The sequence below is a fragment of the Bacillus thermotolerans genome, assembly GCF_000812025.2.
Classification (GTDB): Bacteria; Bacillota; Bacilli; order Bacillales; family Domibacillaceae; genus Quasibacillus; species Quasibacillus thermotolerans.
On sequence record NZ_JWJE02000036.1, the window covers coordinates 11,734 to 32,161 of the forward strand.

General features: G+C 47.3%; 19 protein-coding genes and 1 riboswitch. Of the genes, 14 read left to right on the top strand and 5 right to left on the bottom strand.

The genetic code is table 11. The features are described from left to right. From QY97_RS13380 to QY97_RS13410, 7 genes are all read left to right on the top strand, one after another. Complete coding sequence (locus QY97_RS13380) at positions 1-1,188, top strand: M24 family metallopeptidase (RefSeq protein WP_039237072.1); 1,188 nt, start codon at positions 1-3, stop codon at positions 1,186-1,188. A gap of 30 nt (positions 1,189-1,218) precedes the next feature. Next, complete coding sequence (locus QY97_RS13385; RefSeq protein ID WP_039237074.1) at positions 1,219-2,223, top strand: cyclodeaminase; 1,005 nt, start codon at positions 1,219-1,221, stop codon at positions 2,221-2,223. A 15-nt stretch (positions 2,224-2,238) separates the two neighbouring features. Further along, the gene (locus QY97_RS13390; RefSeq protein WP_039237076.1) at positions 2,239-3,441 is read left to right on the top strand and encodes a cystathionine gamma-synthase family protein; all 1,203 of its coding nucleotides are present in this window, start codon (positions 2,239-2,241) and stop codon (positions 3,439-3,441) included. 35 nt (positions 3,442-3,476) lie between these two features. Then, positions 3,477-4,724, top strand: a complete 1,248-nt coding sequence (locus QY97_RS13395; protein ID WP_039237079.1) for a M20 metallopeptidase family protein — start codon at positions 3,477-3,479, stop codon at positions 4,722-4,724. Continuing rightward, entirely contained in the window at positions 4,714-5,772 is a 1,059-nt protein-coding gene (locus QY97_RS13400) for a homoserine dehydrogenase (protein ID WP_039237081.1), read from the top strand. Before QY97_RS13395 ends, QY97_RS13400 begins: the two co-directional genes overlap by 11 nt. Before the next feature lie 17 nt (positions 5,773-5,789). Next, the gene (locus QY97_RS13405) at positions 5,790-7,232 is read left to right on the top strand and encodes an aldehyde dehydrogenase family protein (protein WP_039237083.1); all 1,443 of its coding nucleotides are present in this window, start codon (positions 5,790-5,792) and stop codon (positions 7,230-7,232) included. A gap of 198 nt (positions 7,233-7,430) precedes the next feature. Continuing rightward, the gene (locus QY97_RS13410) at positions 7,431-8,990 is read left to right on the top strand and encodes a BCCT family transporter (protein WP_099098561.1); all 1,560 of its coding nucleotides are present in this window, start codon (positions 7,431-7,433) and stop codon (positions 8,988-8,990) included. A 99-nt stretch (positions 8,991-9,089) separates the two neighbouring features. Here QY97_RS13410 and QY97_RS13415 read toward each other — a convergent pair whose 3' ends face one another. Next, positions 9,090-9,590 carry a VOC family protein gene (locus QY97_RS13415; RefSeq protein ID WP_039237085.1) on the bottom strand — a complete coding sequence of 167 codons (501 nt, stop codon included), beginning with the start codon at positions 9,588-9,590 and terminating at the stop codon, positions 9,090-9,092. A gap of 327 nt (positions 9,591-9,917) precedes the next feature. Beyond that, positions 9,918-10,021: riboswitch (glycine riboswitch) on the top strand. A gap of 239 nt (positions 10,022-10,260) precedes the next feature. Between QY97_RS13415 and QY97_RS13425 the strand changes: the two genes are divergently transcribed. From QY97_RS13425 to QY97_RS13440, 4 genes are all read left to right on the top strand, one after another. Then, complete coding sequence (locus tag QY97_RS13425; RefSeq protein WP_039237089.1) at positions 10,261-10,971, top strand: DUF5058 family protein; 711 nt, start codon at positions 10,261-10,263, stop codon at positions 10,969-10,971. Positions 10,972-10,988: 17 nt separating this feature from the next. Next, on the top strand, positions 10,989-11,699 hold the full coding sequence (locus QY97_RS13430) for a hypothetical protein (protein WP_039237091.1): 711 nt from the start codon (positions 10,989-10,991) through the stop codon (positions 11,697-11,699). Positions 11,700-11,743: 44 nt separating this feature from the next. After that, positions 11,744-12,931 (top strand): M20 family metallopeptidase, encoded by a 1,188-nt coding sequence (locus tag QY97_RS13435; protein ID WP_039237092.1) that lies wholly within the window; start codon positions 11,744-11,746, stop codon positions 12,929-12,931. A gap of 281 nt (positions 12,932-13,212) precedes the next feature. Then, on the top strand, positions 13,213-13,584 hold the full coding sequence (locus tag QY97_RS13440; protein WP_052725923.1) for a hypothetical protein: 372 nt from the start codon (positions 13,213-13,215) through the stop codon (positions 13,582-13,584). 41 nt (positions 13,585-13,625) lie between these two features. On the opposite strand, the gene QY97_RS13445 is transcribed toward QY97_RS13440, so the two are convergent. After that, the gene (locus QY97_RS13445) at positions 13,626-14,105 is read right to left on the bottom strand and encodes a hypothetical protein (RefSeq protein ID WP_039237094.1); all 480 of its coding nucleotides are present in this window, start codon (positions 14,103-14,105) and stop codon (positions 13,626-13,628) included. A 12-nt stretch (positions 14,106-14,117) separates the two neighbouring features. Further along, positions 14,118-14,477, bottom strand: coding sequence for a hypothetical protein (locus QY97_RS13450; protein WP_039237096.1), 360 nt, complete (start codon positions 14,475-14,477; stop codon positions 14,118-14,120). 347 nt (positions 14,478-14,824) lie between these two features. On the opposite strand from QY97_RS13450, the gene QY97_RS13455 reads away from it, so the two are divergent. Continuing rightward, complete coding sequence (locus QY97_RS13455) at positions 14,825-16,786, top strand: LTA synthase family protein (protein ID WP_039237097.1); 1,962 nt, start codon at positions 14,825-14,827, stop codon at positions 16,784-16,786. A 281-nt stretch (positions 16,787-17,067) separates the two neighbouring features. Here the strand turns inward: QY97_RS13455 and QY97_RS13460 are convergent, their stop codons facing one another. Beyond that, positions 17,068-17,316: a hypothetical protein gene (locus tag QY97_RS13460; protein WP_046128408.1), complete on the bottom strand. Its 249-nt coding sequence runs from the start codon at positions 17,314-17,316 to the stop codon at positions 17,068-17,070. Between the two features lie 239 nt (positions 17,317-17,555). Between QY97_RS13460 and QY97_RS13465 the strand changes: the two genes are divergently transcribed. Continuing rightward, positions 17,556-18,149, top strand: a complete 594-nt coding sequence (locus QY97_RS13465; protein WP_046128747.1) for a hypothetical protein — start codon at positions 17,556-17,558, stop codon at positions 18,147-18,149. A gap of 51 nt (positions 18,150-18,200) precedes the next feature. Here QY97_RS13465 and QY97_RS13470 read toward each other — a convergent pair whose 3' ends face one another. Beyond that, complete coding sequence (locus QY97_RS13470) at positions 18,201-19,307, bottom strand: tyrosine-type recombinase/integrase (RefSeq protein ID WP_046128748.1); 1,107 nt, start codon at positions 19,305-19,307, stop codon at positions 18,201-18,203. A 208-nt stretch (positions 19,308-19,515) separates the two neighbouring features. On the opposite strand from QY97_RS13470, the gene QY97_RS13475 reads away from it, so the two are divergent. Then, complete coding sequence (locus QY97_RS13475; RefSeq protein WP_039237099.1) at positions 19,516-20,400, top strand: DMT family transporter; 885 nt, start codon at positions 19,516-19,518, stop codon at positions 20,398-20,400. Positions 20,401-20,428 lie beyond the last annotated feature (28 nt).

A 20,428-nucleotide genomic window follows, 5' to 3' on the forward strand; every position in this document is an offset into this window, starting at 1 on the left:
GTGTTATTTGGAACAGAGGAGTACAAGGAGAGAATTCAGCGGACAAAAGAGAGAATGGCTCAAAATGGGATTGAAGTATTGCTTATTACAGACCCAGCAAATATGAATTACTTATCTGGCTACGATGGATGGTCGTTTTATGTACATCAGATGCTGCTCATCATTGACGATGAAGAGCAGCCGATCTGGATTGGAAGAGGACAGGATGCAAATGGAGCCAAAGTCACCACGTGGCTGTTCCATGACAATATTATTCCCTATCCAGACGATTACGTACAATCGGAAACCAAACATCCCATGGACTTTGTGTCTGACATCTTAAAGCAAATCGGACAAGACCGGCGGGCTATCGGTATTGAAATGGACAATTATTATTTCACAGCCAAGTGCTGCGAGCAATTGAAAAAAGGGCTGCCTAATGCCTCATTTATAGATGCTACCTCACTCGTCAACTGGGTGCGTATTATTAAGTCCGATAAAGAAATTCAGTATATGAAACGTGCGGCCGCTATTGTAGAGCGGGCCATGATGGAGGGAATTGGGCTTATTAACGAGGGCGTACGGGAGTGTGATGTAGCAGCGAAAATATTCCATACGCAAGTTACCGGTACGGAAGAGTTTGGCGGTGACTACCCAGCGATTGTGCCATTACTGCCATCCGGTGAGAAAACGTCTACTCCCCATTTAACGTGGACAGATGAACGCTATAAAAAAGGAGAGACGGTTATCCTGGAGCTTTCCGGCTGTTACAGGCGCTACCATTCGCCTCTTGCACGCACGGTCAATATTGGCAAGCCTTCGATAGAATTTCAAACGCTTTCGGATGTAGTCGTAGAAGGAATCAATGCATGCCTCGACATGATCAAGCCGGGCATTGCCTGCGAAGAAATTGAAGAAGCATGGAGAAGAACCATTGAAAAAAGCGGAATTGTAAAGGAATCGCGTTTAGGCTACTCTATGGGGCTTAACTATCCTCCTGATTGGGGGGAGCATACAGCAAGCATCCGCAAGGGAGACAAAACGATTTTACAGCCAAATATGACCTTTCATCTGATTCCGGGGATTTGGCTGGACCGATATGGATTTGAAGTGAGTGAATCCTTCCGCGTAACCGAAAGCGGCTGTGAAACATTTGCCTCTATTCCGAGACAACTATTTATCAAGGAGGATACGCTCATATCGAACTAACCTCTTGATGCAAAGGGATGAATAAAACCAATGATCATTTTTACAGAGGAAGAACTGCGGCAGCATGTTCACTTAAACTTAGAAACTATCCATACGATTGAAGAAGCCTTTACAAAGCTTGAAAACAGCGAGGCTGTGATGCCGCCTATTATGCGCGTGGATGTTCATGATCAAAACGGAGAAATCGACGTAAAGACAGCTTATCTCAAAGGAAGAGAGATGCTGGCCATTAAAGTGTCCGCAGGGTTCTTTTCCAACTATCAGCGGGGTCTTCCAAGCGGCAATGGGTTGATGATGCTGATTAGTACAGAAACAGGGGTGCCGCAAGCTTTCCTTTTAGACAATGGCTATTTAACAGACATCCGTACAGCGGCAGCCGGAGCTCTTGCGGCGAAATATCTTGCTAAAGAGAACATTCGAACGGTCGGAGTGATTGGTGCGGGCAGCCAGGCAAGATACCAGATTCGAGCACTAAAGCTAGTCCGCAAGTTTCATAAAGTGCTGGTCTACGCACGCTCTATAGATCAAGCCAAAAAGTATGCCGAAGACATGGCAGAAGAGCTTCAAGTTCAGGTAGAGGCGGCGGAGAGCGCGGAGGCGGTGGTGAAGAAAAGTGATATCGTTGTCACTACTACCCCCGCGAAAGAACCGTTGATCAAAGCCGACTGGCTGCATCCCGGCCTTCATATTACAGCCATGGGGTCCGACGCTGAACATAAACAGGAGCTCGACGCCGAAGCGTTGGCACGCGCGGATAAACTCGTATGTGATACGAAATCCCAATGTGCCCGCTTAGGCGAGCTGCATCACGCATTCGCAAAGGGCGTGCTGACAAATGGTTCAGCTGTCTTCGAGCTTGGCCAGCTGACCTCGAAAAAACAGGCCGGCCGGGAGAGTGACGAAGAAGTGACGATCTGTGATTTAACTGGAACGGGGGTGCAGGATACAGCCATTGCCCTGTTTGCTTATCGGGAAATGACGCAGAGGAATCTAGGATTGAAAATAAATAATAGCCGATTGTTATTGAATAACTAAAAAAGGAGTGGTCGTATGACAACAAATAAGGAGATTCAAGCAGGAACAAAAGCGGTATGGGCGGGAGAAAAGGAGTATTTAGTCCACGGCGCCACACAAGTGCCCGTTGTTCTTAGTGTAGCCTACGGATACGAGGATATGGATGAATGGTACGACGTAGCGGTTGGAAAGAAAAAAGGGCATATCTATGGCCGCAATACGAATCCAACGGTGCAAGCATTCGAGGATAAAATCAAAATCCTTGAAAGTGCAGAAGCAGCTACCAGCTTCTCAACAGGGATGGCCGCTATCAGCAATACATTATCCACCTTTTTGCTGCCGGGTGACCGAATTGTTTCGATTAAAGATACCTATGGAGGAACGAATAAAATTTTCACCGAGTTTTTGCCTCGTCAGCAAATCGAAGTCGTTCTATGTGAAACAGGCAACCATGAGCAAATTGAAGAAGAAGTGTCAAAGGGGTGTAAAATCCTTTACTTGGAAACACCTACAAATCCCACGGTAAAAATTACGGATATTGAACGGATGGCGAAGGCCGGCCACGAGGCAGGAGCATTGGTTATCGTTGATAATACCTTTGCCACACCAATGAACCAAAACCCGCTCTTATTAGGGGCTGATTTGGTGATCCACAGCGCCACAAAATTCCTGGGCGGTCACGCAGATGCGTTAGGCGGGGTCGTGTGCGGATCTGAAGAGCTAGTCGAACAAATCTATCACTACCGGGAAATCAACGGCGCTACGATGGACCCGATGGCCGCTTATTTACTGTTGCGCGGAATGAAAACACTTCATCTTCGTGTCCGCCAGCAGTGTGAAAATGCGATGGCGCTTGCCGAGTACTTGCAATCAAAAGACATGGTAGAAGATGTATTCTATCCGGGACTGGCTACTCACACCAACCATGAGGTGGCTAGGAAACAAATGAGAGATTTTGGCGGCATGCTCAGCTTTGCTGTTAAGGGGGGGATCGATACGGTAAGAGATCTCCTGCCAAAACTGCAATACGTAAACCGTGCAGCCAACTTAGGTGCGGTGGAAACAACTGTTGGCCCGGCACGCACGACAAGCCATGTGGAATGTACACCTGAAGAGCGAGCAGCGATGGGCATCCCTGAAGGACTGATTCGAGTGTCTTGCGGGATTGAAGAGACTGAGGATATTATTGCTGATTTTGAGCAGGCATTCAATTATGTGGAAAGTGTACTAAAGGTGTAATCAGATACAAGTTTTCCCAGGAGGTGAGGAGTATCATGGCAAACACTCATTTCATTCGTGAACTGTCAAGCGGTTTAGCTTCTCAGATTACTGAGTGGCGTCGCACGTTTCATCGATATCCTGAACTGAGCTTTCGCGAATTCAGGACAGCTCAGTTTGTAGCCGCTGCCTTGCGGAACATAGATGGGATCAAAGTAGAAACGGGAGTAGGAATAGAAACAAGTGTAATCGGCACGTTAAGCTCCGGGGAAGGCCCTGTTATCGCCATCCGGGCGGATATGGATGCTTTGCCGATCAAGGAAGAAAACGCCGCTGATTACCGTTCGAGAAACGAAGGCATGATGCACGCGTGCGGCCATGATGCGCATACCGCTATTTTGCTGGGGACAGCCACCATTTTATCGGAAGTCTTTAAACGGAAGATATTGAGGGGAACCGTCAAATTTGTCTTTCAGCCAGCAGAAGAAAGTATAGATCAACACGGGTTATCCGGCTCGCCATATCTGGTTCAGGCTGGCGTGTATGACGATGTAGATGCTGCGATGGCTCTTCACATGTGTCCATGGCTTCCGGTAGGGGCCGCTCAGCTGCATGATGGGTACAGCATGGCCAGTGCTGATGTGTTTGAAGGCAGGATTTATGGGACAGGGGGGCACGGGGCGTATCCCGAGCTTGCCACTGACCCGACCTGGATGCTTGGCCCTGTTATGCAAGCGCTGCATGGCATAGTGGCCCGCAAAGTATCAGCCCTTGATCCGGCTGTCATCAGTATCGGCCAAATACATGCAGGCTCTGCAAGCAATATCATTCCAACAGAGGTATTTATTGAAGGCACGATCCGAAGCTATACACCGGAAGTCCGGAGCTTATTGGAAGCGGAATTAAAGAAGGCTTTTTCGATCGCAGAGCATTTAGGCGGAAAATACTCATTTAAGGTGACAAAGGGGGAGCCTGCGTTAAATAACAGCCCCGTCGTAAACAAGTGGATCGAACATCGTCTCTTAGAAATGTATCCCGGTTTTGAAATTGTTAAGAAGCCATTTGGTATGGGCGGCGAAGACTTTGGCTATGTCACACAAAAGCTCCCAGCTTCTTTATTCTTTTTAGGCTGTGCTTTACAGGATCATCTGAAGCGGGATCTTCATACACCGATATTCGATATCGATGAAAGTTGCCTGCCGATCGGTGCAGCGGTCCTTGCTCAAACAGCGGCCAGCTTTTTATCAGGAGATGTCGGTGTGCTTAATCATAAAACGGTGGAGGTGCAGGCACATGGTGCATAAGCTGGCATTTATCGGATTTGGGGTTGTCGGCCAGGGGCTGGCTGATATTCTGCATAAAAAGAAAGAAGAGCTGAGGAAGGAAGAAGGGTTTGAAGCGCAAATTGTAGCGATTTCTGACTTAATGAAAGGCTCTATTTACGATCCGGAAGGGCTGGATATTGAAACGATCTTTCAGGTTTTGGAAGAGACGGGCCATCTTGAAAACTATCCGGATACCCCTCGCCTCATGAAAGGATGGAACAGCCTTCAAACGATTCGGGAAACGAACGCAGATACGATTGTGGAAGTTTCGTATACCGATGTAAAAACCGGACAGCCGGCCATTGATCACTGCAGAGCCGCCTTTGAAACCGGCAAAAATGTGGTCATGTCGAATAAGGGTCCCGTTGCTCTAGCTTACCAGGAATTAGCGGAGATGGCTAAGAAGCAGGGGGTGCACTGGGGATTTGAAGGGACCGTAATGAGCGGAACCCCGGCCTTACGAATGCCCGTTGTTACTCTTGCAGGGAATGACATTACCGAAATACGAGGGATTTTAAACGGTACCACCAATTACATTTTGACGAAGATGGAGGAAGAAGGCATTACCTATGAAGAGGCCTTAACACAAGCACAGTCACTGGGCTACGCAGAGGCCGATCCTTCCAGTGACGTAGAAGGATATGATGCCAGGTACAAGATTGTGATTTTATCGAATCATGTGATGAATATTCCCTTAAGCGTCGAGGAAGTATCGTGCCAGGGAATTACAGCAATCACTTTAGATGACATTGAAAAAGCGAAACAGGAAGGGAAGTGCTGGAAGCTGATAGCGAAAGCAAAAAAGGAGAATGGGAAAGTCATCGCATCGATTGCTCCTGAAAAGGTAGATAAAGCCGATCCTCTTGCCTCCATACGAGGAGCGACGAATGCCATTGCGTATGAATGCGATCTGCTGGGAACGGTGACGTTGAGCGGAGCCGGTGCAGGAAAGGTGGAAACAGGCTTTTCTCTTTTGATTGATTTAATCACCATTAACCGCGGGGAAGCATTAGTAGAAATCCAATAGGGAAGGCGGGAAGGCTGATGACCATTCAAGTGGTTGACCGAAAGATGTACTTGGCCGGCAAATGGGTAAAGCGCGACAGGCTGATCGAAGTGATCGATCCACAGGATAACCGCGTGATCGATACGGTCCCTGCTGCGACATCAAAAGATATGCTTCAGTGTATAGAGGAGGCAAAAGAAGGAGCGGAAATTTCTGCTGCTCTTCCGGTTCATCAGCGTATGGGCATTATTAACAAAGCGGCAGATTATATCGAAGAGCACAACGAACGGTTTGCACGAACGATCTCGCGTGAAGGAAGCAAAACGATTCGGGAAGCAAGAAAGGAAGTCATGAGGTGCATTCAAACGCTTCGCATCAGCGCTGAAGAGGCGCGGCGTATCCATGGAGAGACCATTCCTTTTGACCAAGCACCTGGAAGTGAAGACCGCGTTGGTTATTATTACCGCTTTCCAATAGGAATTATCGGAGCCATTACGCCTTTTAATGACCCGTTAAATCTTGTGGCCCATAAAGTAGGTCCAGCTATTGCATCAGGAAACGCCATTATTGTTAAGCCAGCGACGGTCACTCCTTTAAGCGCTCTCTTATTGGCAGAGGCTTTTGAGGAAGCAGGCCTTCCGCCGAAAGTGCTATCTGTCATCACAGGCTATGGAAGTGAAATTGGTGATACGCTCATTACGCACCCGGCTGTTCGGATGATTTCATTCACCGGAGGGTTAGAGGCAGGAGAAGAGATCGTCCGCAAAGCCGGATTGAAAAAAATCGGCATGGAGCTTGGCTCCAATTCACCGGTTATTGTGCTAGAGGATGCAGATCTAGAGGAAGCCGCCGCCTCCACCGTTTCCGGAGCTTTCTGGGCGGCTGGCCAAAATTGCATCGGCGTTCAGCGGGTCTATGTGCAGGAAAGTGTCATGGACGCTTTTCAAAAACGGTTTATTGAGCTTACAAGGCAATACCGGATGGGAGATAAGCAGTCAGAGCAGACAGATATGGGACCTTTGATTACAGAAAAAGAAGCCATTCGGGTGGAGAAGCTCGTGAACGAGGCCATTGATAAAGGAGCCGTTTTACTGGCAGGCGGAAGGCGGGAGGGAGCTTTCTACGCTCCGACCGTTTTAACCAATGTGCCGGAGACTTGTCAAATAGCGAAAGAGGAAATTTTCGGCCCGGTCGTCCTTTTCTATAAGGTGAAGGATCTTGAAACAGCTATTCAGCTGTCGAATGCGGTTGATTATGGACTGCAGGCAGGGATATTCACGAGCAGCATCAACAAATCCCATACGGCGATACGAAAGATGAACGTTGGCGGCATCATGATTAATGACAGCAGCGATTACCGAATTGATGCCATGCCGTTTGGCGGCGTTAAACAATCCGGGCTGGGGCGGGAAGGCATTACATTTGCCATTCAGGAAATGACAGAGCCGAAAGTCGTCTGCTTTAAATTGTCTGATGCGTAAAACGCCTGCTCTAACTGAATAGAAAAGTCATTCCATTCAGACATGTATGGGAGGAGGATGTGAGACAAGCATCTTCCTCTTGGCTGTATCAAAAGCAGCAAGGATAGAAGTTCGTTTGCTGCTTTTTCTTGAAAGCGGATTCAATGAACGGCAATGAATCATTAAAAGCAACCTCTTGATCAAGAGGAAAAGCAAAGGATGGTTGATGTGGAAAAGAGGAAAAAGAACACCTTTTATCATACTATCGTTTTTAAAGTATCAGCAGTTGCCATTATGTTTTTTGCTATTTGGGGAGCCGTCTCTCCTGAAAGCCTTGCCGAGAACGGTTCGATGATTTCAGGATTTATTAATCATTCATTCGGCTGGCTTTATTTAGTAGCTGTCTCCTGTTTCGTCGTCTTTTGCCTGTACCTTGCTCTCAGCAAATACGGGAATATCAAGCTGGGGAAAGAGGATGAAAAGCCGGAGTTCTCTTTCTTTTCGTGGTTAAGTATGCTGTTTGCCGCGGGATTTGGGGCAGGGATCGTGTTCTGGGGTGTAGCGGAGCCGTTAACTCATTTTGCTAACCCGCCGATCGCTGGCGTAGAGCCTCAATCTGCAGAAGCAGCGCGCGTGGCTATGCGTTATGCATTTTTTAACTGGGGCATCCATCAGTGGTCTGTATTCGTTCTTGTGGGACTGGCCCTTGCCTATTTCCAATTTCGTAAGAAAAGTAAATTACTGGTGAGTGAAACGCTAGAAAGCCTAAGCACGAAAAAGAAGAGAAAGTCCATCAAGCATACGGTGAACATTCTGGCCGTTATCGCTACAGTGACAGGGGTGGCTACTTCACTGGGCATGGGAGTGCTGCAAATCAATGCCGGCTTAAGCTATGTATTTTCCATTCCTGATTATGTGTGGATGCCTGTTATCATTGTCGGTGCTATGTTTGTATTGTACATGCTGTCTGCCATCACAGGCCTTGACAAAGGGATTAAGATTTTAAGTACCACAAACATGGTTCTTGTGATTGGCTTTATGGTGGTTTTCCTTTTTCAAGGGCCGACGGTGTTTATTTTGGAAAGCTTTGTCTTAGGGATAGGGGATTATATTCAGCACTTTGTCGAAATGAGTTTTTATTTAACACCCTACACAGGTGAAAAGTGGGCGCATGATTGGACGATATTTTACTGGGCATGGGTGATTACCTGGTCTCCATTCGTTGGTTCCTTTATTGCACGTATCTCCAGAGGAAGAACGATTAGGGAGTTTGTCCTTGGCGTATTGATTATCCCTCCGGTGATCGGGTTTATCTGGATGTCTATTTTTGGCGGGACAGGCTTATTTATGGATTTGTTTGAGAATAAGCAGATTGCTGATGCGGTTTCCCAAGATGTCGCCACAGCGATATTCGTTTTTCTTCAGCACTTCCCGATGTACGGGGTGCTTTCCATCCTCATGATCGCGCTTGTCATGATCTTTCTTATCACATCGGTGGACTCTACTGTGTATGTACTCGGAATTATGACGTCGGATGGGAATGAAAACCCGTCAAATATGTTGAAAACCATCTGGGGCGTCCTCATCGCAGCCACCACAGCTGTGCTGATCATGAGCGATGGATTGAAAGCACTGGAGGCGATTGCGCTTATCACGGCACTGCCGTTTACTCTAGTGATGATTCTGATTAGCATTTCTCTATTTAAGTCTCTCCGCTCGGAACAGACGGCTAACGTGTCAGCTTGGGCGGATAGGCAAAAGCAGAAAAAAGCTCAATAAAGCATCACGTCACGCGAAAAAGCCCCATCTCTCCATTTCTGAGAGATGGGGCTTTTTCGTTACTCCGGAAGAGGTTTTAATATAAAAGGATCCATGGTTCTACCATACTTTTTCTTTTGAATAGACAGCTAAAGGCTCAGGCCATTCAAAGCCTGGATCCGGCCCGTACAATTCAACGATGCATTTCAAATCATCTTGCGTGTCCCGGTAGTCATAGCGGAAATTCCGCCCCCAGTAACCATATTGCATCGGGCTTATCCCGTTTTTCTCACAAAACTCCACAGCACTTTCGTAAGAGTCGGTATCCAGTGCCACGTGGTGGATGCCTTCGCCGTGTTCTTTTAAGAAGCGGGCATAATCATTGCGGTCATCCAGCGGTTCAATCAGCTCCCATTGGACCCCTCCAATATCTGCAAGGGCTAAGCGCATCGCATAGTCCATCCGTTTGCCGCCAATGCTCATATCGGCTACAGTATCCTTGTTAAATTCATATACGTTCCACGGTCCGATTCCATATTTATCAGCGTATGTTTTCATTGTCTGATCCAGGTCTTTCACCACGACCCCTACTTGAAGAACTTCAGTAAATAACGGTTCCATCCTATTGTCCTCCTTAATCATTTACTTTGACTCTTTCAAGCTCAACCCGTTTATGCTTGTACATTCTCATTTTGCACAACTATTCTACCATACTTAACTGAATATTCAAATAATTATACACCGTTATTAATCACACCTGCGTTTTTGAAATGTTTGAACAGCGGCAGCCGCTCCGCAAGACGAATTTGCTTTCTTGCGCTTTTACTTTCTAACTATCATGGCTTCCTTTAGAGGATCATCAACAAAAAATGAATGCGCTTACTTTAATTCTTGACGAAGATAAGCAAATAAACTATTCTAAAAACACTGAAAACTTTATATCGGCGGATGATAGTTGTAGGAGAGAACATTTATATGTCACCGAAGGAGCAAGTTCCAAGGAAAGATCCGCTTGGAGCCAATCTCTCAGGTAAACGGATTACAGCTGGACGCATCTCTGGAGAGCGCCTGCATAGCAGGCCGCCAAAGGGGAAGGGCTTGATTCCTGTAATCGAGTTAAACTTTCAGGCAAAAGGACAGAGAAAGGGAGTGGTGATCACCCTGTCTTTCTCTGTCCTTTTGTGTGCAGATTCACCTGTTGGAGAGGAGGAGACTGTGGAAGCATGCGCTGGACAATGGTTGTCAGTTTAAAGTGTATGTGAAGAATTTCTAAGGGGAAGGGGAGAATGGGATGGAGGCAGCTATGCAGTTAGCAAGTAGTTGGCACATCTGGATATTTGCGTTATTTGTGTTGGCGATCGTTATTTTTCAGGCGGTCAAATTTATTTCATTAGCAAAGGGTGCCGGCACAGAAATCGGCATGACAAAAAAGGAAATCAATAGTGCCCTGAAAACGGGGGCGATTGCGGCGATTGGTCCTTCTTTTGCCATCGTTATTGTGGCCATTTCCTTAATTCCATTACTGGGTGATCCGCTGACTTTGCTGAGAATCGGTGTGATCGGCTCAGCGCCGGTTGAATCGGTGGGGGCAAGCCTCGGTGCCGGAGCCTATGGCACGGAATTAGGCAGCTCAGGCTTTAATATGGAGGCCTTTACAGCTGTGGTATGGACCTTATGCCTCGGCGGCTCGGGCTGGCTAATTTTTGCTGCTTTAGCCACTAAGTCAATGAGCAAACTTGAGGCGAAAGCAACGGAGAAAAGTGAAAAGAATAAAAGGATCATGGGGATTATTACGACAGCTGCCATGGTCGCTGCCTTCGGTAATTTAGCGAGTGCGGAAATGGTGAAAGGTTTTTCGTATATTGTCGCGGTTCTTGTTGCGAGCGCCACGATGGTGATACTGACTGCACTTGGAAACAAATATAAGAAAAACTGGCTGCGCGAATGGTCACTCGGGATTGCTATTCTTGCTAGTTTAGTAGTTGGCTATTTTACTATTTGATAACAGGGGGGTATGCAATGAGTGCGATTAAGCCAAACATCGTCCAGAAAGTGGAGCCTGTTAACTCACCACCCGCGGGCTTAGACGGTTTCTACAGGAGAACTCATTTTTGGGGCCGGTTAACATTGTGGTCGGCCATTATTTTAACACTGCTGTTACCTATGTACCTTTCATTTGGGCTGGGACATCATCCGGGGTGGAGTGTTATTCTCGCCGGTTTTACAGCGTACGCTGGCATTGTTGCCGTTGTCTGGGTGCTCGAGCCGATGATGTATTTCCCGATTTTAGGGGCATCGGGTACATATATCAGCTTTTTGACAGGAAATGTGGGGAACATGTGTCTTCCATCGGCGGCTGCCGCCCAGCATGCAGTCGGCGCCGAACCGGGAACGGAAAAGGGAGAGATTGTGGCGACGCTGGCGATCGGTGCCGCTTCACTCGTAAATAAAGTCTTTCTTATTCTGATTATTCTTGGCGGCTCCGTTCTTATTTCCATGATTCCTCAAAATATACAGCAAGTACTGCCGCTGGTGCTGCCGGCGATTTTCGGAGGCGTGCTGGCCCAATTCGCCATGAAGAAGCCGATTTACGGCGTCATTGCTTTAGCGCTTGGATTCATGATCAACTTAACCGCGCTGCCGGTTTATTTCAAAATGCTGTTTTGTATCGGGTTGACCATTGCCGTTTGTCTGTACTTGGAGAAGAAAAGAGGGGCGGCAGAAGCTTAACGCCTGAAAAAGATTTGTAAAGATGGAGAAAAGGAGAGACAGAAATGAGAAATGAATTAATGGGTATGCTTGAAGCTCGAAAGGATGAAATGATTCAAATCCGCCGTTATCTGCATGAATATCCCGAGCTTTCTTTTGAAGAAGAAAAGACCGCTCAATATATTATTGATTTTTATAAAGGAAAAGATGTAGAAATTGAAACAGAGGTCGGAAACGGGCACGGGATCGTTGTCACCATCAAAGGGGACAAGCCGGGAAAAACCATCGGCCTGCGGGCGGATTTTGATGCGCTGCCGATTGTGGAAGAAACAGATGTACCTTTTAAGTCCAAGAACGAAGGCGTGATGCACGCATGCGGACACGATGCTCATACCGCCTATCTGCTGGTTTTGGCGGACTGCCTCATTCAATTGAAATCTTCTCTGGCCGGCACGGTGAAAATCATTCACCAGCATGCGGAGGAGAAGCCGCCAGGAGGCGCAAAGAGTATGGTGGAATCAGGGATACTGGATGACCTCGATCACGTGTTCGGCGTGCACTTATTTCCAACTGAGCCCGCCGGCACGGTTGGATACAGAAGCGGGTATGCGATGGCGGGCCGGGCTTCGTTCAGCCTTTCGATCCAAGGGTCAGGAGGCCATGGCTCCTCGCCGCACCTGGCCAATGATCCCATTGTCGCCGGCGCCCACTTTGTCACAGCCGCCCAGACGATTATCAGCCGCCGTTTGAATCCGTTTGAGACAGGAGTGTTCACGATTGGTTCATTTGATGGCAAAGGAACGCCAAATGTCATTAAAGATCGTATTGAGCTGGCGGGCGATGTCCGTTACATGAACGATGAAACGGAGCAAGTGATCAGCAGGGAGATTCACCGTATGGTCAAAGGGCTTGAGATGGAATTCGGAGTCGCGTGCGAATTGAATTATGAACCTGATTATCCGCCTTTATACAATGATCCTGAGATGACGGATTTTGTGAGAACCACCCTCGAACGCGCAGACGACCCGGAGATTCAACAGATCGTTGAGTTTCCTCAGCTCTCCGGTTCAGAAGACTTTGCTTATTACACGAGAAAAACACCTGGCTGCTTCTTCTACATCGGGTGTAAGCCAAAAGGGGTAGAAAAAGCTTATTTTAATCATCACCCTAAATTTGATATCGATGAAGAGGCCCTTCTTGTAGCAGCGAAATCTGTAGGCCAAGTGGTTTGTTCTTATTTTGAAGAGAAGTAATCTAGAGAGCCGCTCCCGTTTTGAAGACAGGGGCAACACAAAAAACAAAACAGCCAGTTGCCGGTATTGTGCCGGTGACTGGCTGTTTGTTTGAATACAGGCATACGGCTTGCTTTATAATGGCCGCCCAAATAAAGCGGCGTGATAGAGGCTTGTTTCTTAGTAACTAAAGAAACATGCAAAGATTGGAAAGTATTCCCTTTCTTAGGTTACCAGTCCTTCCCATTTTGCTGGACTTAGCATAATTTATAGAGACGTTAATATAAAGGAGGAAGAGAGCAATGTCAAACCCATTTTTGCCCAACACGGATATGATGGACAATTTAGAGCACGATAAAGTATTAAACCTGCTGTTAACTTCGATCGCTTTAGAGGAAATTGCTTTAGGCCAAGTGATTAGTGCAGAAGCAGATAACATTCGTTCGTTTCTAGGAAAGTGGAAGGGAGCTTCAAAGGGCACGGCCAAAGAAGCGATGACCGTGGATCATTTATTAAAGGTAAACCGTGCAGCCAACCAGACCCTCGGCCGGGTTATCCAGAAAGAACTGCTTCTTTTGCTTAAGCTGGAAGACATTCTTGAATTTGCGGAAGGGAAAGCGGACCAAAACGACACGTGTACGTGCGGAAACGGCAAGTGCCGTTCGAAAAAATAATTTTTTCCTTATTTGTAAGTACAAAAAAGGAGGCAATCATGTTACCGATTGCCTCCTTTTTTTATTGGATCTGCTATACAGCTGGCGATCCATCTCGTATTCGGATTGTTTCTGTATGGACGCTTTTCCTGCAGCTTCATGAAGACTCGCCATTCGTGAAGCAAATGCTCAATTAAGGAAGAGATCTTCTTCCGCTCATAAAAGGAAGCCTGCAGCCGGTCAGAAAGACGGTCAATCGATGTCAGATAGCGTTCGATCCGGTAAAGCAGCTCTTGAGAGATAGACAGATGCTCATGGTACTGAGCGTATACCTCATATCTGCGTATAAACACGTGGAGATAATGAGAGAGTTCGTTTAAGTTTCTTCGAATCAGATGCACGAGCAGCCGATCATTTATTCGCCGCTCATGTGTTTGTTCCCATAGTAAAACCAAGGCTTCTTTATAGGAAAAGACGGATTGGAACAAAGCGATAAACGGCGCTTCTCTTTCCTTCTTCCCTCTATCCGGGGCAGCAACCATGCTTCTCTCACCTCATTTGCAGCCATCTGAATGACCGCGGCATGTGCTGTTTTTATGCGGGTGATGGGTGCAGGCCTTCGTTTTGTCTTCAAATTCCAGCACGTTTTCCAGCTTCTTTAATAAGAGCCATTCTTTCATCACAACCGTTTCCAATAATCCGCCTACTGATTTATTGAATTTCATAATCTCTTCATTAGACGGATGGGTAGGGAAGTCCAGGCATTTCCCTACAAACGCTTGAATTTTTTCGGCTTCGGCATTCATGACGTGCGATAGAGCAATTTCCTCCAACGCGATTGATTCCAGCAAATCCATAATAACTTCCTTTTTTGACGGCCGGTGGGGTTCGGGCGGAATGGCGGGCATACTCATGGATCGTTCCCCCTTAGATAGGTAATCTACAATAGTTTATTACCTTCCTTGAAATTTGTGCCAAAGACAGGTTCCTTTGAGAAGAGGAAGAAAGGGAGTATAAAAAAAGTCAGCGGTTTTACAGGCTTCGACACATTGCTGACACATAGCTGCGGTATTATGCTGTATAGGCAGGCATGCCAGCTTGCTTCTGTCCATCGGCATGCCTCGTATGTAGTCAAGCTTTGTCTGCTGGCTTGATAGATGGGCTGTTCTTAAGAGAACCTGACAATCTTTATGTATATCAAATGAACAATGAATATAAAATGTATGAAAGAAGATAGTTTGCTAGAAAGTGGGTTTGAAACATGCGTAACAATATTCAAGAAGGCCACGGCGTCCACCGGTTTGCAGTGTTTTTCAGCATGGCCGTTGTGCTGCTGTGGCTAAAAACATATGTCATGCAATTAACGCAATTTGATTTAGGCGTAGAAGGGGCGCTGCAGGAATTTCTCCTGCTGTTGAACCCGTTAGGCTCGGCGATTCTGTTCCTGGGCTTAGCGTTCTTCTTTAAAGGAAGGGGAAAATATATCGCCCTGCTGGTGATCGACAGTCTCCTGTCGTTTCTATTGTTTGCGAACGTCCTGTATTACCGTTCCTTTAACGACTTTATTACCCTGCCGACGCTTACGCAAACCGAGAATTTAGGTGACGTCAGCAGCAGTGTCGTTTACTTGTTAAAGCCCTATGATCTTTTGTTCTTTGTCGATATTCTTCTTCTTATCGGCCTGCTGGCGTTTAAAGCCGTTAAGATAGAAAAAAGGGACCTGACTCCTTGGAAGGCCGCTGTCGTCCTGCTATTGGGTCTCGGCATTTCAGCTGTGAACCTGGCGATAGCGGAAGGGGACCGCCCTCAGCTATTGACGCGGGGATTCGACCGCAACTATATCGTTAAGTACCTGGGCATGTATAACTACACCATTTACGATGCGGCCCAAAGTACGAGAGCCTCGGCACAACGGGTTATGGCGGACAGTGATGATTTGACAGAAGTCACTAACTTCACGAAGTCAAATTATGCAGAGCCGAATCCGGAGTATTTTGGGGCGGCAAAAGGGATGAATGTCATTTACCTGCATCTGGAGTCCATTCAGAACTTCCTGATTGACTATCAGCTGCATGGAGAAGAAGTGACACCCTTTTTAAATTCGTTAACAAGAAATGAACATACGCTTTACTTTGATAACTTCTTCCACCAGACCGCGCAAGGAAAAACAGCGGATGCGGAGTTTATGATTGATAACTCCTTATACGGCCTGCCGCAGGGAGCGGCCTTTACGACAAAAGGCTTAAACACGTACCAGGCAGCACCGGCTATTTTGGATGAGTATGATTACACATCTGCGGTCTTCCATCCAAACTCAGGAAGCTTCTGGAACCGGAATGAGATCTATAAATCGTTCGGCTATGACCGCTTTTACGATTCCAGCTATTATGAGATGAACCCTGAGGATCTAGCGGACTATGGATTAATGGACAAGCCGTTCTTTGAACAGTCCATGCCTATGCTGAAGTCACTGCCGCAGCCGTTCTATACGAAGTTCATTACAGTGACTCACCATTATCCGTTTACGATGGACCAGGAAGAGGCGACCATTGAGCCGCATACAACAGGAGATCCATCCGTGGACCGCTATTTCCAGACAGCCCGCTATGCGGATGAAGCCTTACAGCAATTTTTCGCCGATTTAAAGGAATCTGGATTATACGAGAACAGCCTGATTATTATGTACGGGGATCATTACGGCATTTCCAACAATCACAATAAAGCGATGGAGCAAGTGATGGGCAAAGAAATTACACCGTTTGAAAGCACAGGATTGCAGCGGGTGCCGCTGTTTATCCACGCCCCTGGCCTCAAGGGAGGAGTCAACCATGAATATGGCGGACAAATTGATTTACTGCCGACTCTTCTCCACCTGCTTGGCATCGAGGGGAAAGAATATATCCACCTCGGCACCGACTTACTGTCTGAGGACCATAAGTCACTCGTCCCATTCCGAAATGGAAACTTTGTCAGCCCGACGATTACGTCGATTGACGGAAAATACTATGACTCGGTGACAGGTGAACAGTTAGAGGAGGCCCGCCTGCCGGAAGCGAAGAAATATCAGGAACTGGCAGAACGGAAATTGGAGCTTTCCGACCAAGTGGTGAACGGCGATTTGCTGCGATTCTATTCACCGCCGAATTTCACACCTGTTGACCGGTCCGAATACGATTATGCGAATCAGGAAGAAACAACAGCAGACACGGAAAAAGAAGAATAAGCAAAAGCGGCCTGTGAGGAATTCACAGGCCGCTTTTTTATGCTGGCATTTGGTTCTGACCGTTGTGACTGGCCTCATACCTCTATGGAGGGGTGGCATGAAAACAGCTCCATTCCGCGAGGCAGAAGAGAGGCAAGGGTGTATGTACCAGGGGGGCGCGTCCATGCATTCCCCTGCTGTTTGCGAATAAGCGGGCTGAATAAAACCGCCTATTTGTATTCAACAGTCCTCGCGTTCGATCGATGGTCGGTTGGCTGCAGGACTTTTAAGAGATATCGTTTTTATTTGCTGTCTTCTTCAACAGCGATCTGCCCGTCTATAACTTTCTTGATCGCCTGAGCCGTTGATGGAATATCTGTATACAGTTCGGTGTCAGAAGTGGTCAGGTAGGTCAATTGAAACGCCCGGCGTTCTTTTATATAGCTGACGGAGAGCACTTTTTGCTGGTTTTTGGAAAACGTTTGTGTAATTTGGCTGTCCCCGTAATACATCAACGTTTCCAGCATATGTTTAGTTTGCTCCATAGACATCTGATTTGCCCCCTTTTCATCTAGATGCTGAGAGTGCTGGCCAGGCAGGCCACAAAGGTCTCCGCTTCTTGTCTTGTTATTACTTTCCATTATAATGGATAGTTTTTCGTTTCTCTATGGATGATTTGGTAAGAATTTGTATTGTTTTGTAACTTTTTGTCTAATACTATGAGAAAGGAGTAAATCCTATCAGGAAAGATATACTAAATGAATAATATGTCACCGATTGGAGCGAGGGTATGAACAAGAAAAAAGCAATCGTGGCGTTAAGTCTAGCTTTTGCGCTCTTAATAGCCGGGACGTTCGTCGTTCAGCAGGTAACTGGAGAATCACCTAAGCCGCTGGATGCGCTCGGCAGAATCTTGATGGGGCTCATTCCCCTTCTTCTTTTGCTGGCGAAACGGATCCCCTTTTCTGTGCCGCTGATTGTCAGCTACTATTTATTGCTTACCGCTGCCTTTTTCCTTGGGGCGATGCTGCGTCTTTATGACCGGCTGCCGTGGTGGGATATGGCGCTTCACTTTTTCGGCAGTGCGTTTACGGCTTTTCTGGCCATTTCGCTGTACAGGTTCTTTATTCCTAAAGAGGTGGAAAAAGACCTTACAAGCTGGCTGCTGTTTTTATTTGTTTTTTCCTTGGCCGTCGCCGCGAGCGCTTTATGGGAGAGCCTTGAGTTTCTTGGAACGGTGATGGGGGCATTAGAGGGCGACAGCAACAAAGACACGATTACCGACATGCTGTGGGGAATGGCAGGAGCATTCGCCGTTTCCGTTTATGCGGTGCTCCGGAAAAGAAGGAACGATGAAGAAGCGCGGTACAGAGAGAAGGGCTAGGTCCGCTTTTCTCTGTACCGTGCTTTTGTTTTGGGGGCGGGCCCCTTCCTTTTAGAACAGCTGCACTTTATCTAAGTGCGCGTGCATCTTATCCTGATTGACCCGCTCTAAATACATATTCGTTGTCGAGATATCGGCATGTCCGGCCCAGTCCTTTACGACTGCGAGAGGAACATCATATTCAAGCATCATCGTCACAAAAGTGTGCCGGAACCAATGAGGGCTCACGTGTGTATTTCTGCCCGCGAGCTCCACGGCTTCCTTTACGATCTTATATAAAGCCGCGTACGTCAGCCGCTTCTTTTCCTGACCTACTGCTTCTCTGTTGTACAAAGCAAAGAAAAGGGGGCTCTGATCGGAAGGGTCAAGCTCTGTAGGCTCATGGATGCTTTCCCGGTAGTCAAACAAGAGCCTTTTCACTTCCTCGCGTATCGGCACCGTCCGCTCTTTGTTTCCTTTTCCGATCACATCGACAAATACATGGCCTTGCCGGCTGTACCGGAAGCTTCCCCAGTTTAGGCTTAAGAGCTCGCTGGCGCGCAGGCCGGTTGTATAAAGAAGATACCCGATTAAGAGATTCCGCGTCTTTAGCTGTTCCTGATTCCTCTTGGACTTCACGATTTGCGGAAAGAAGGACAGAATCCGTTCTGCATCCGCCTGGCTTAATTCCCGGAGCGGCGTCCGGTTTTTCTCTGCCTGCTTGCTTTTCGAGTAATGCCCTTTTTTCGAAACGGGCTTGGTGATCCAGGTAGAGAGATGGCTTTGATAAAACTGCGTTTCATAGCCGAAGTCCAGCAGCCGCCGGAAGAATTCGAGCTTCCGGATAGCGGATTTGGCCGCATAGGTATCGGTAATGAAGCGGTTATAGGCTTTCACTTCCGGAAATCCGATGTCACGGAATGACAGCGAATGGTCCATGAGGAAGATAAGGAGTGTCTTGGCGTCAGACCGGTACGCTTTCATCGTATGAGGAGAGAGCGGTTTTCCTTCTTTAAAAAGATTCATGGAGAAAAACAGTTCGAGAAACTCCTGTTCCGAGCTGTTGGAAAGGTTTAAATTTCTATGTTCATCCAGCAAATGCTTGCGGGACAGCTCCTGCTGCAGGTGAGCCAGGTAGTCCGCACTCGCCAGCTCCTCGAGAAGAGAAAGGGAATTCATCGTTTCACCGCCTGTTTTATTTAAAATAATCTTATTATGTATAGTAAAGATAACTCCCAATTATCTTTACTATCTATCTTACTATGAATCTATCGAAAAAGACAAAGGCTGGATATTCTCGAAAAAGCTGAAAGAAAAATCGGTAAAAACGAAGCCCCTTTTCCTTCTGCCCGTGCTATTCTTATATAGGAGCTTGGAGGGAGAAAAAATGAAAAAACAATACATAGGGGACGGCATGCTGCTGATCACCGCCTTTGTCTGGGGCAGCGGGTTTGTCGTGACGGCCATCGCGCTCGAGTACTTAACTGCTTATCAGGTCATGGCCGGAAGGTTTGCGTTAGGGGCGCTCATTCTTGCTGTCGTATTCGGGTATAAATTCAAGAAAATCAACGCCTCGACGGTGTGGAAAGGCACCATTTTAGGCGCCATTTTATATATTGCCTTTGCGCTGCAGACGGTCGGCCTCGAGTATACGACTCCGTCAAAAAATGCTTTTTTAACGGCGGTCAATGTCGTGATTGTGCCCTTGATTGCTTACCTTATCTATAAGCGGAAGATTGACCGGTATGAGGCAGCAGGGTCCGTCATCGCCATTGTCGGCATCGGCTTTTTGTCCCTGCAGGATTCACTGGCTGTCAACATAGGCGACCTGCTGTCGTTAGCGTGCGCTATCGCGTTTGCGTTTGACATTTTTTATACGAACCTGTTCGTGAAAAAGGAAGACGCTATTGCGCTGACGATCGTACAGTTTATGTCAGCCGCCTTCATCAGCGTCGCCTTCGTTTTGATCCGCGGGGAGGTGCCTGTGGCAGTGGAACGGGAAGCGCTGTATGCGATTATCTATTTAGCCGTCTTTTCCACCACGCTGGCCTACCTGTTTCAAAATTTGGCCCACCAATACACGACCGCTACAAAAGCCGCGATTATTCTGTCATTAGAATCCTTCTTCGGCATGGTCCTGTCGGTCTTGTTCCTGCAGGAAGCGCTGACCGGCCGCATGGTCATCGGAGCGGTGCTGATTATGGCCGCCATCCTGATTGCGGAGGTGAAGCCCGCCTATTTCCGAAAGCAGATCATGAAAAATGCGCGTTAACCAACACGAAGATAAAAAGGATCGGCTG

Excerpts from the sequence above, each read along its gene's own strand:
- QY97_RS13385 (WP_039237074.1), top strand. The coding sequence starts at position 1,219 with ATGATCATTTTTACAGAGGAAGAACTGCGGCAGCATGTTCACTTAAAC.
- QY97_RS13390 (WP_039237076.1), top strand. The coding sequence starts at position 2,239 with ATGACAACAAATAAGGAGATTCAAGCAGGAACAAAAGCGGTATGGGCG.
- QY97_RS13395 (WP_039237079.1), top strand. The coding sequence starts at position 3,477 with ATGGCAAACACTCATTTCATTCGTGAACTGTCAAGCGGTTTAGCTTCT.
- QY97_RS13400 (WP_039237081.1), top strand. The coding sequence starts at position 4,714 with ATGGTGCATAAGCTGGCATTTATCGGATTTGGGGTTGTCGGCCAGGGG.
- QY97_RS13405 (WP_039237083.1), top strand. The coding sequence starts at position 5,790 with ATGACCATTCAAGTGGTTGACCGAAAGATGTACTTGGCCGGCAAATGG.
- QY97_RS13410 (WP_099098561.1), top strand. The coding sequence starts at position 7,431 with ATGGTTGATGTGGAAAAGAGGAAAAAGAACACCTTTTATCATACTATC.
- QY97_RS13415 (WP_039237085.1), bottom strand. The coding sequence starts at position 9,590 with ATGGAACCGTTATTTACTGAAGTTCTTCAAGTAGGGGTCGTGGTGAAA.
- QY97_RS13425 (WP_039237089.1), top strand. The coding sequence starts at position 10,261 with ATGGAGGCAGCTATGCAGTTAGCAAGTAGTTGGCACATCTGGATATTT.
- QY97_RS13430 (WP_039237091.1), top strand. The coding sequence starts at position 10,989 with ATGAGTGCGATTAAGCCAAACATCGTCCAGAAAGTGGAGCCTGTTAAC.
- QY97_RS13435 (WP_039237092.1), top strand. The coding sequence starts at position 11,744 with ATGAGAAATGAATTAATGGGTATGCTTGAAGCTCGAAAGGATGAAATG.
- QY97_RS13440 (WP_052725923.1), top strand. The coding sequence starts at position 13,213 with ATGTCAAACCCATTTTTGCCCAACACGGATATGATGGACAATTTAGAG.
- QY97_RS13445 (WP_039237094.1), bottom strand. The coding sequence starts at position 14,105 with ATGGTTGCTGCCCCGGATAGAGGGAAGAAGGAAAGAGAAGCGCCGTTT.
- QY97_RS13450 (WP_039237096.1), bottom strand. The coding sequence starts at position 14,477 with ATGAGTATGCCCGCCATTCCGCCCGAACCCCACCGGCCGTCAAAAAAG.
- QY97_RS13455 (WP_039237097.1), top strand. The coding sequence starts at position 14,825 with ATGCGTAACAATATTCAAGAAGGCCACGGCGTCCACCGGTTTGCAGTG.
- QY97_RS13460 (WP_046128408.1), bottom strand. The coding sequence starts at position 17,316 with ATGTCTATGGAGCAAACTAAACATATGCTGGAAACGTTGATGTATTAC.
- QY97_RS13465 (WP_046128747.1), top strand. The coding sequence starts at position 17,556 with ATGAACAAGAAAAAAGCAATCGTGGCGTTAAGTCTAGCTTTTGCGCTC.
- QY97_RS13470 (WP_046128748.1), bottom strand. The coding sequence starts at position 19,307 with ATGAATTCCCTTTCTCTTCTCGAGGAGCTGGCGAGTGCGGACTACCTG.
- QY97_RS13475 (WP_039237099.1), top strand. The coding sequence starts at position 19,516 with ATGAAAAAACAATACATAGGGGACGGCATGCTGCTGATCACCGCCTTT.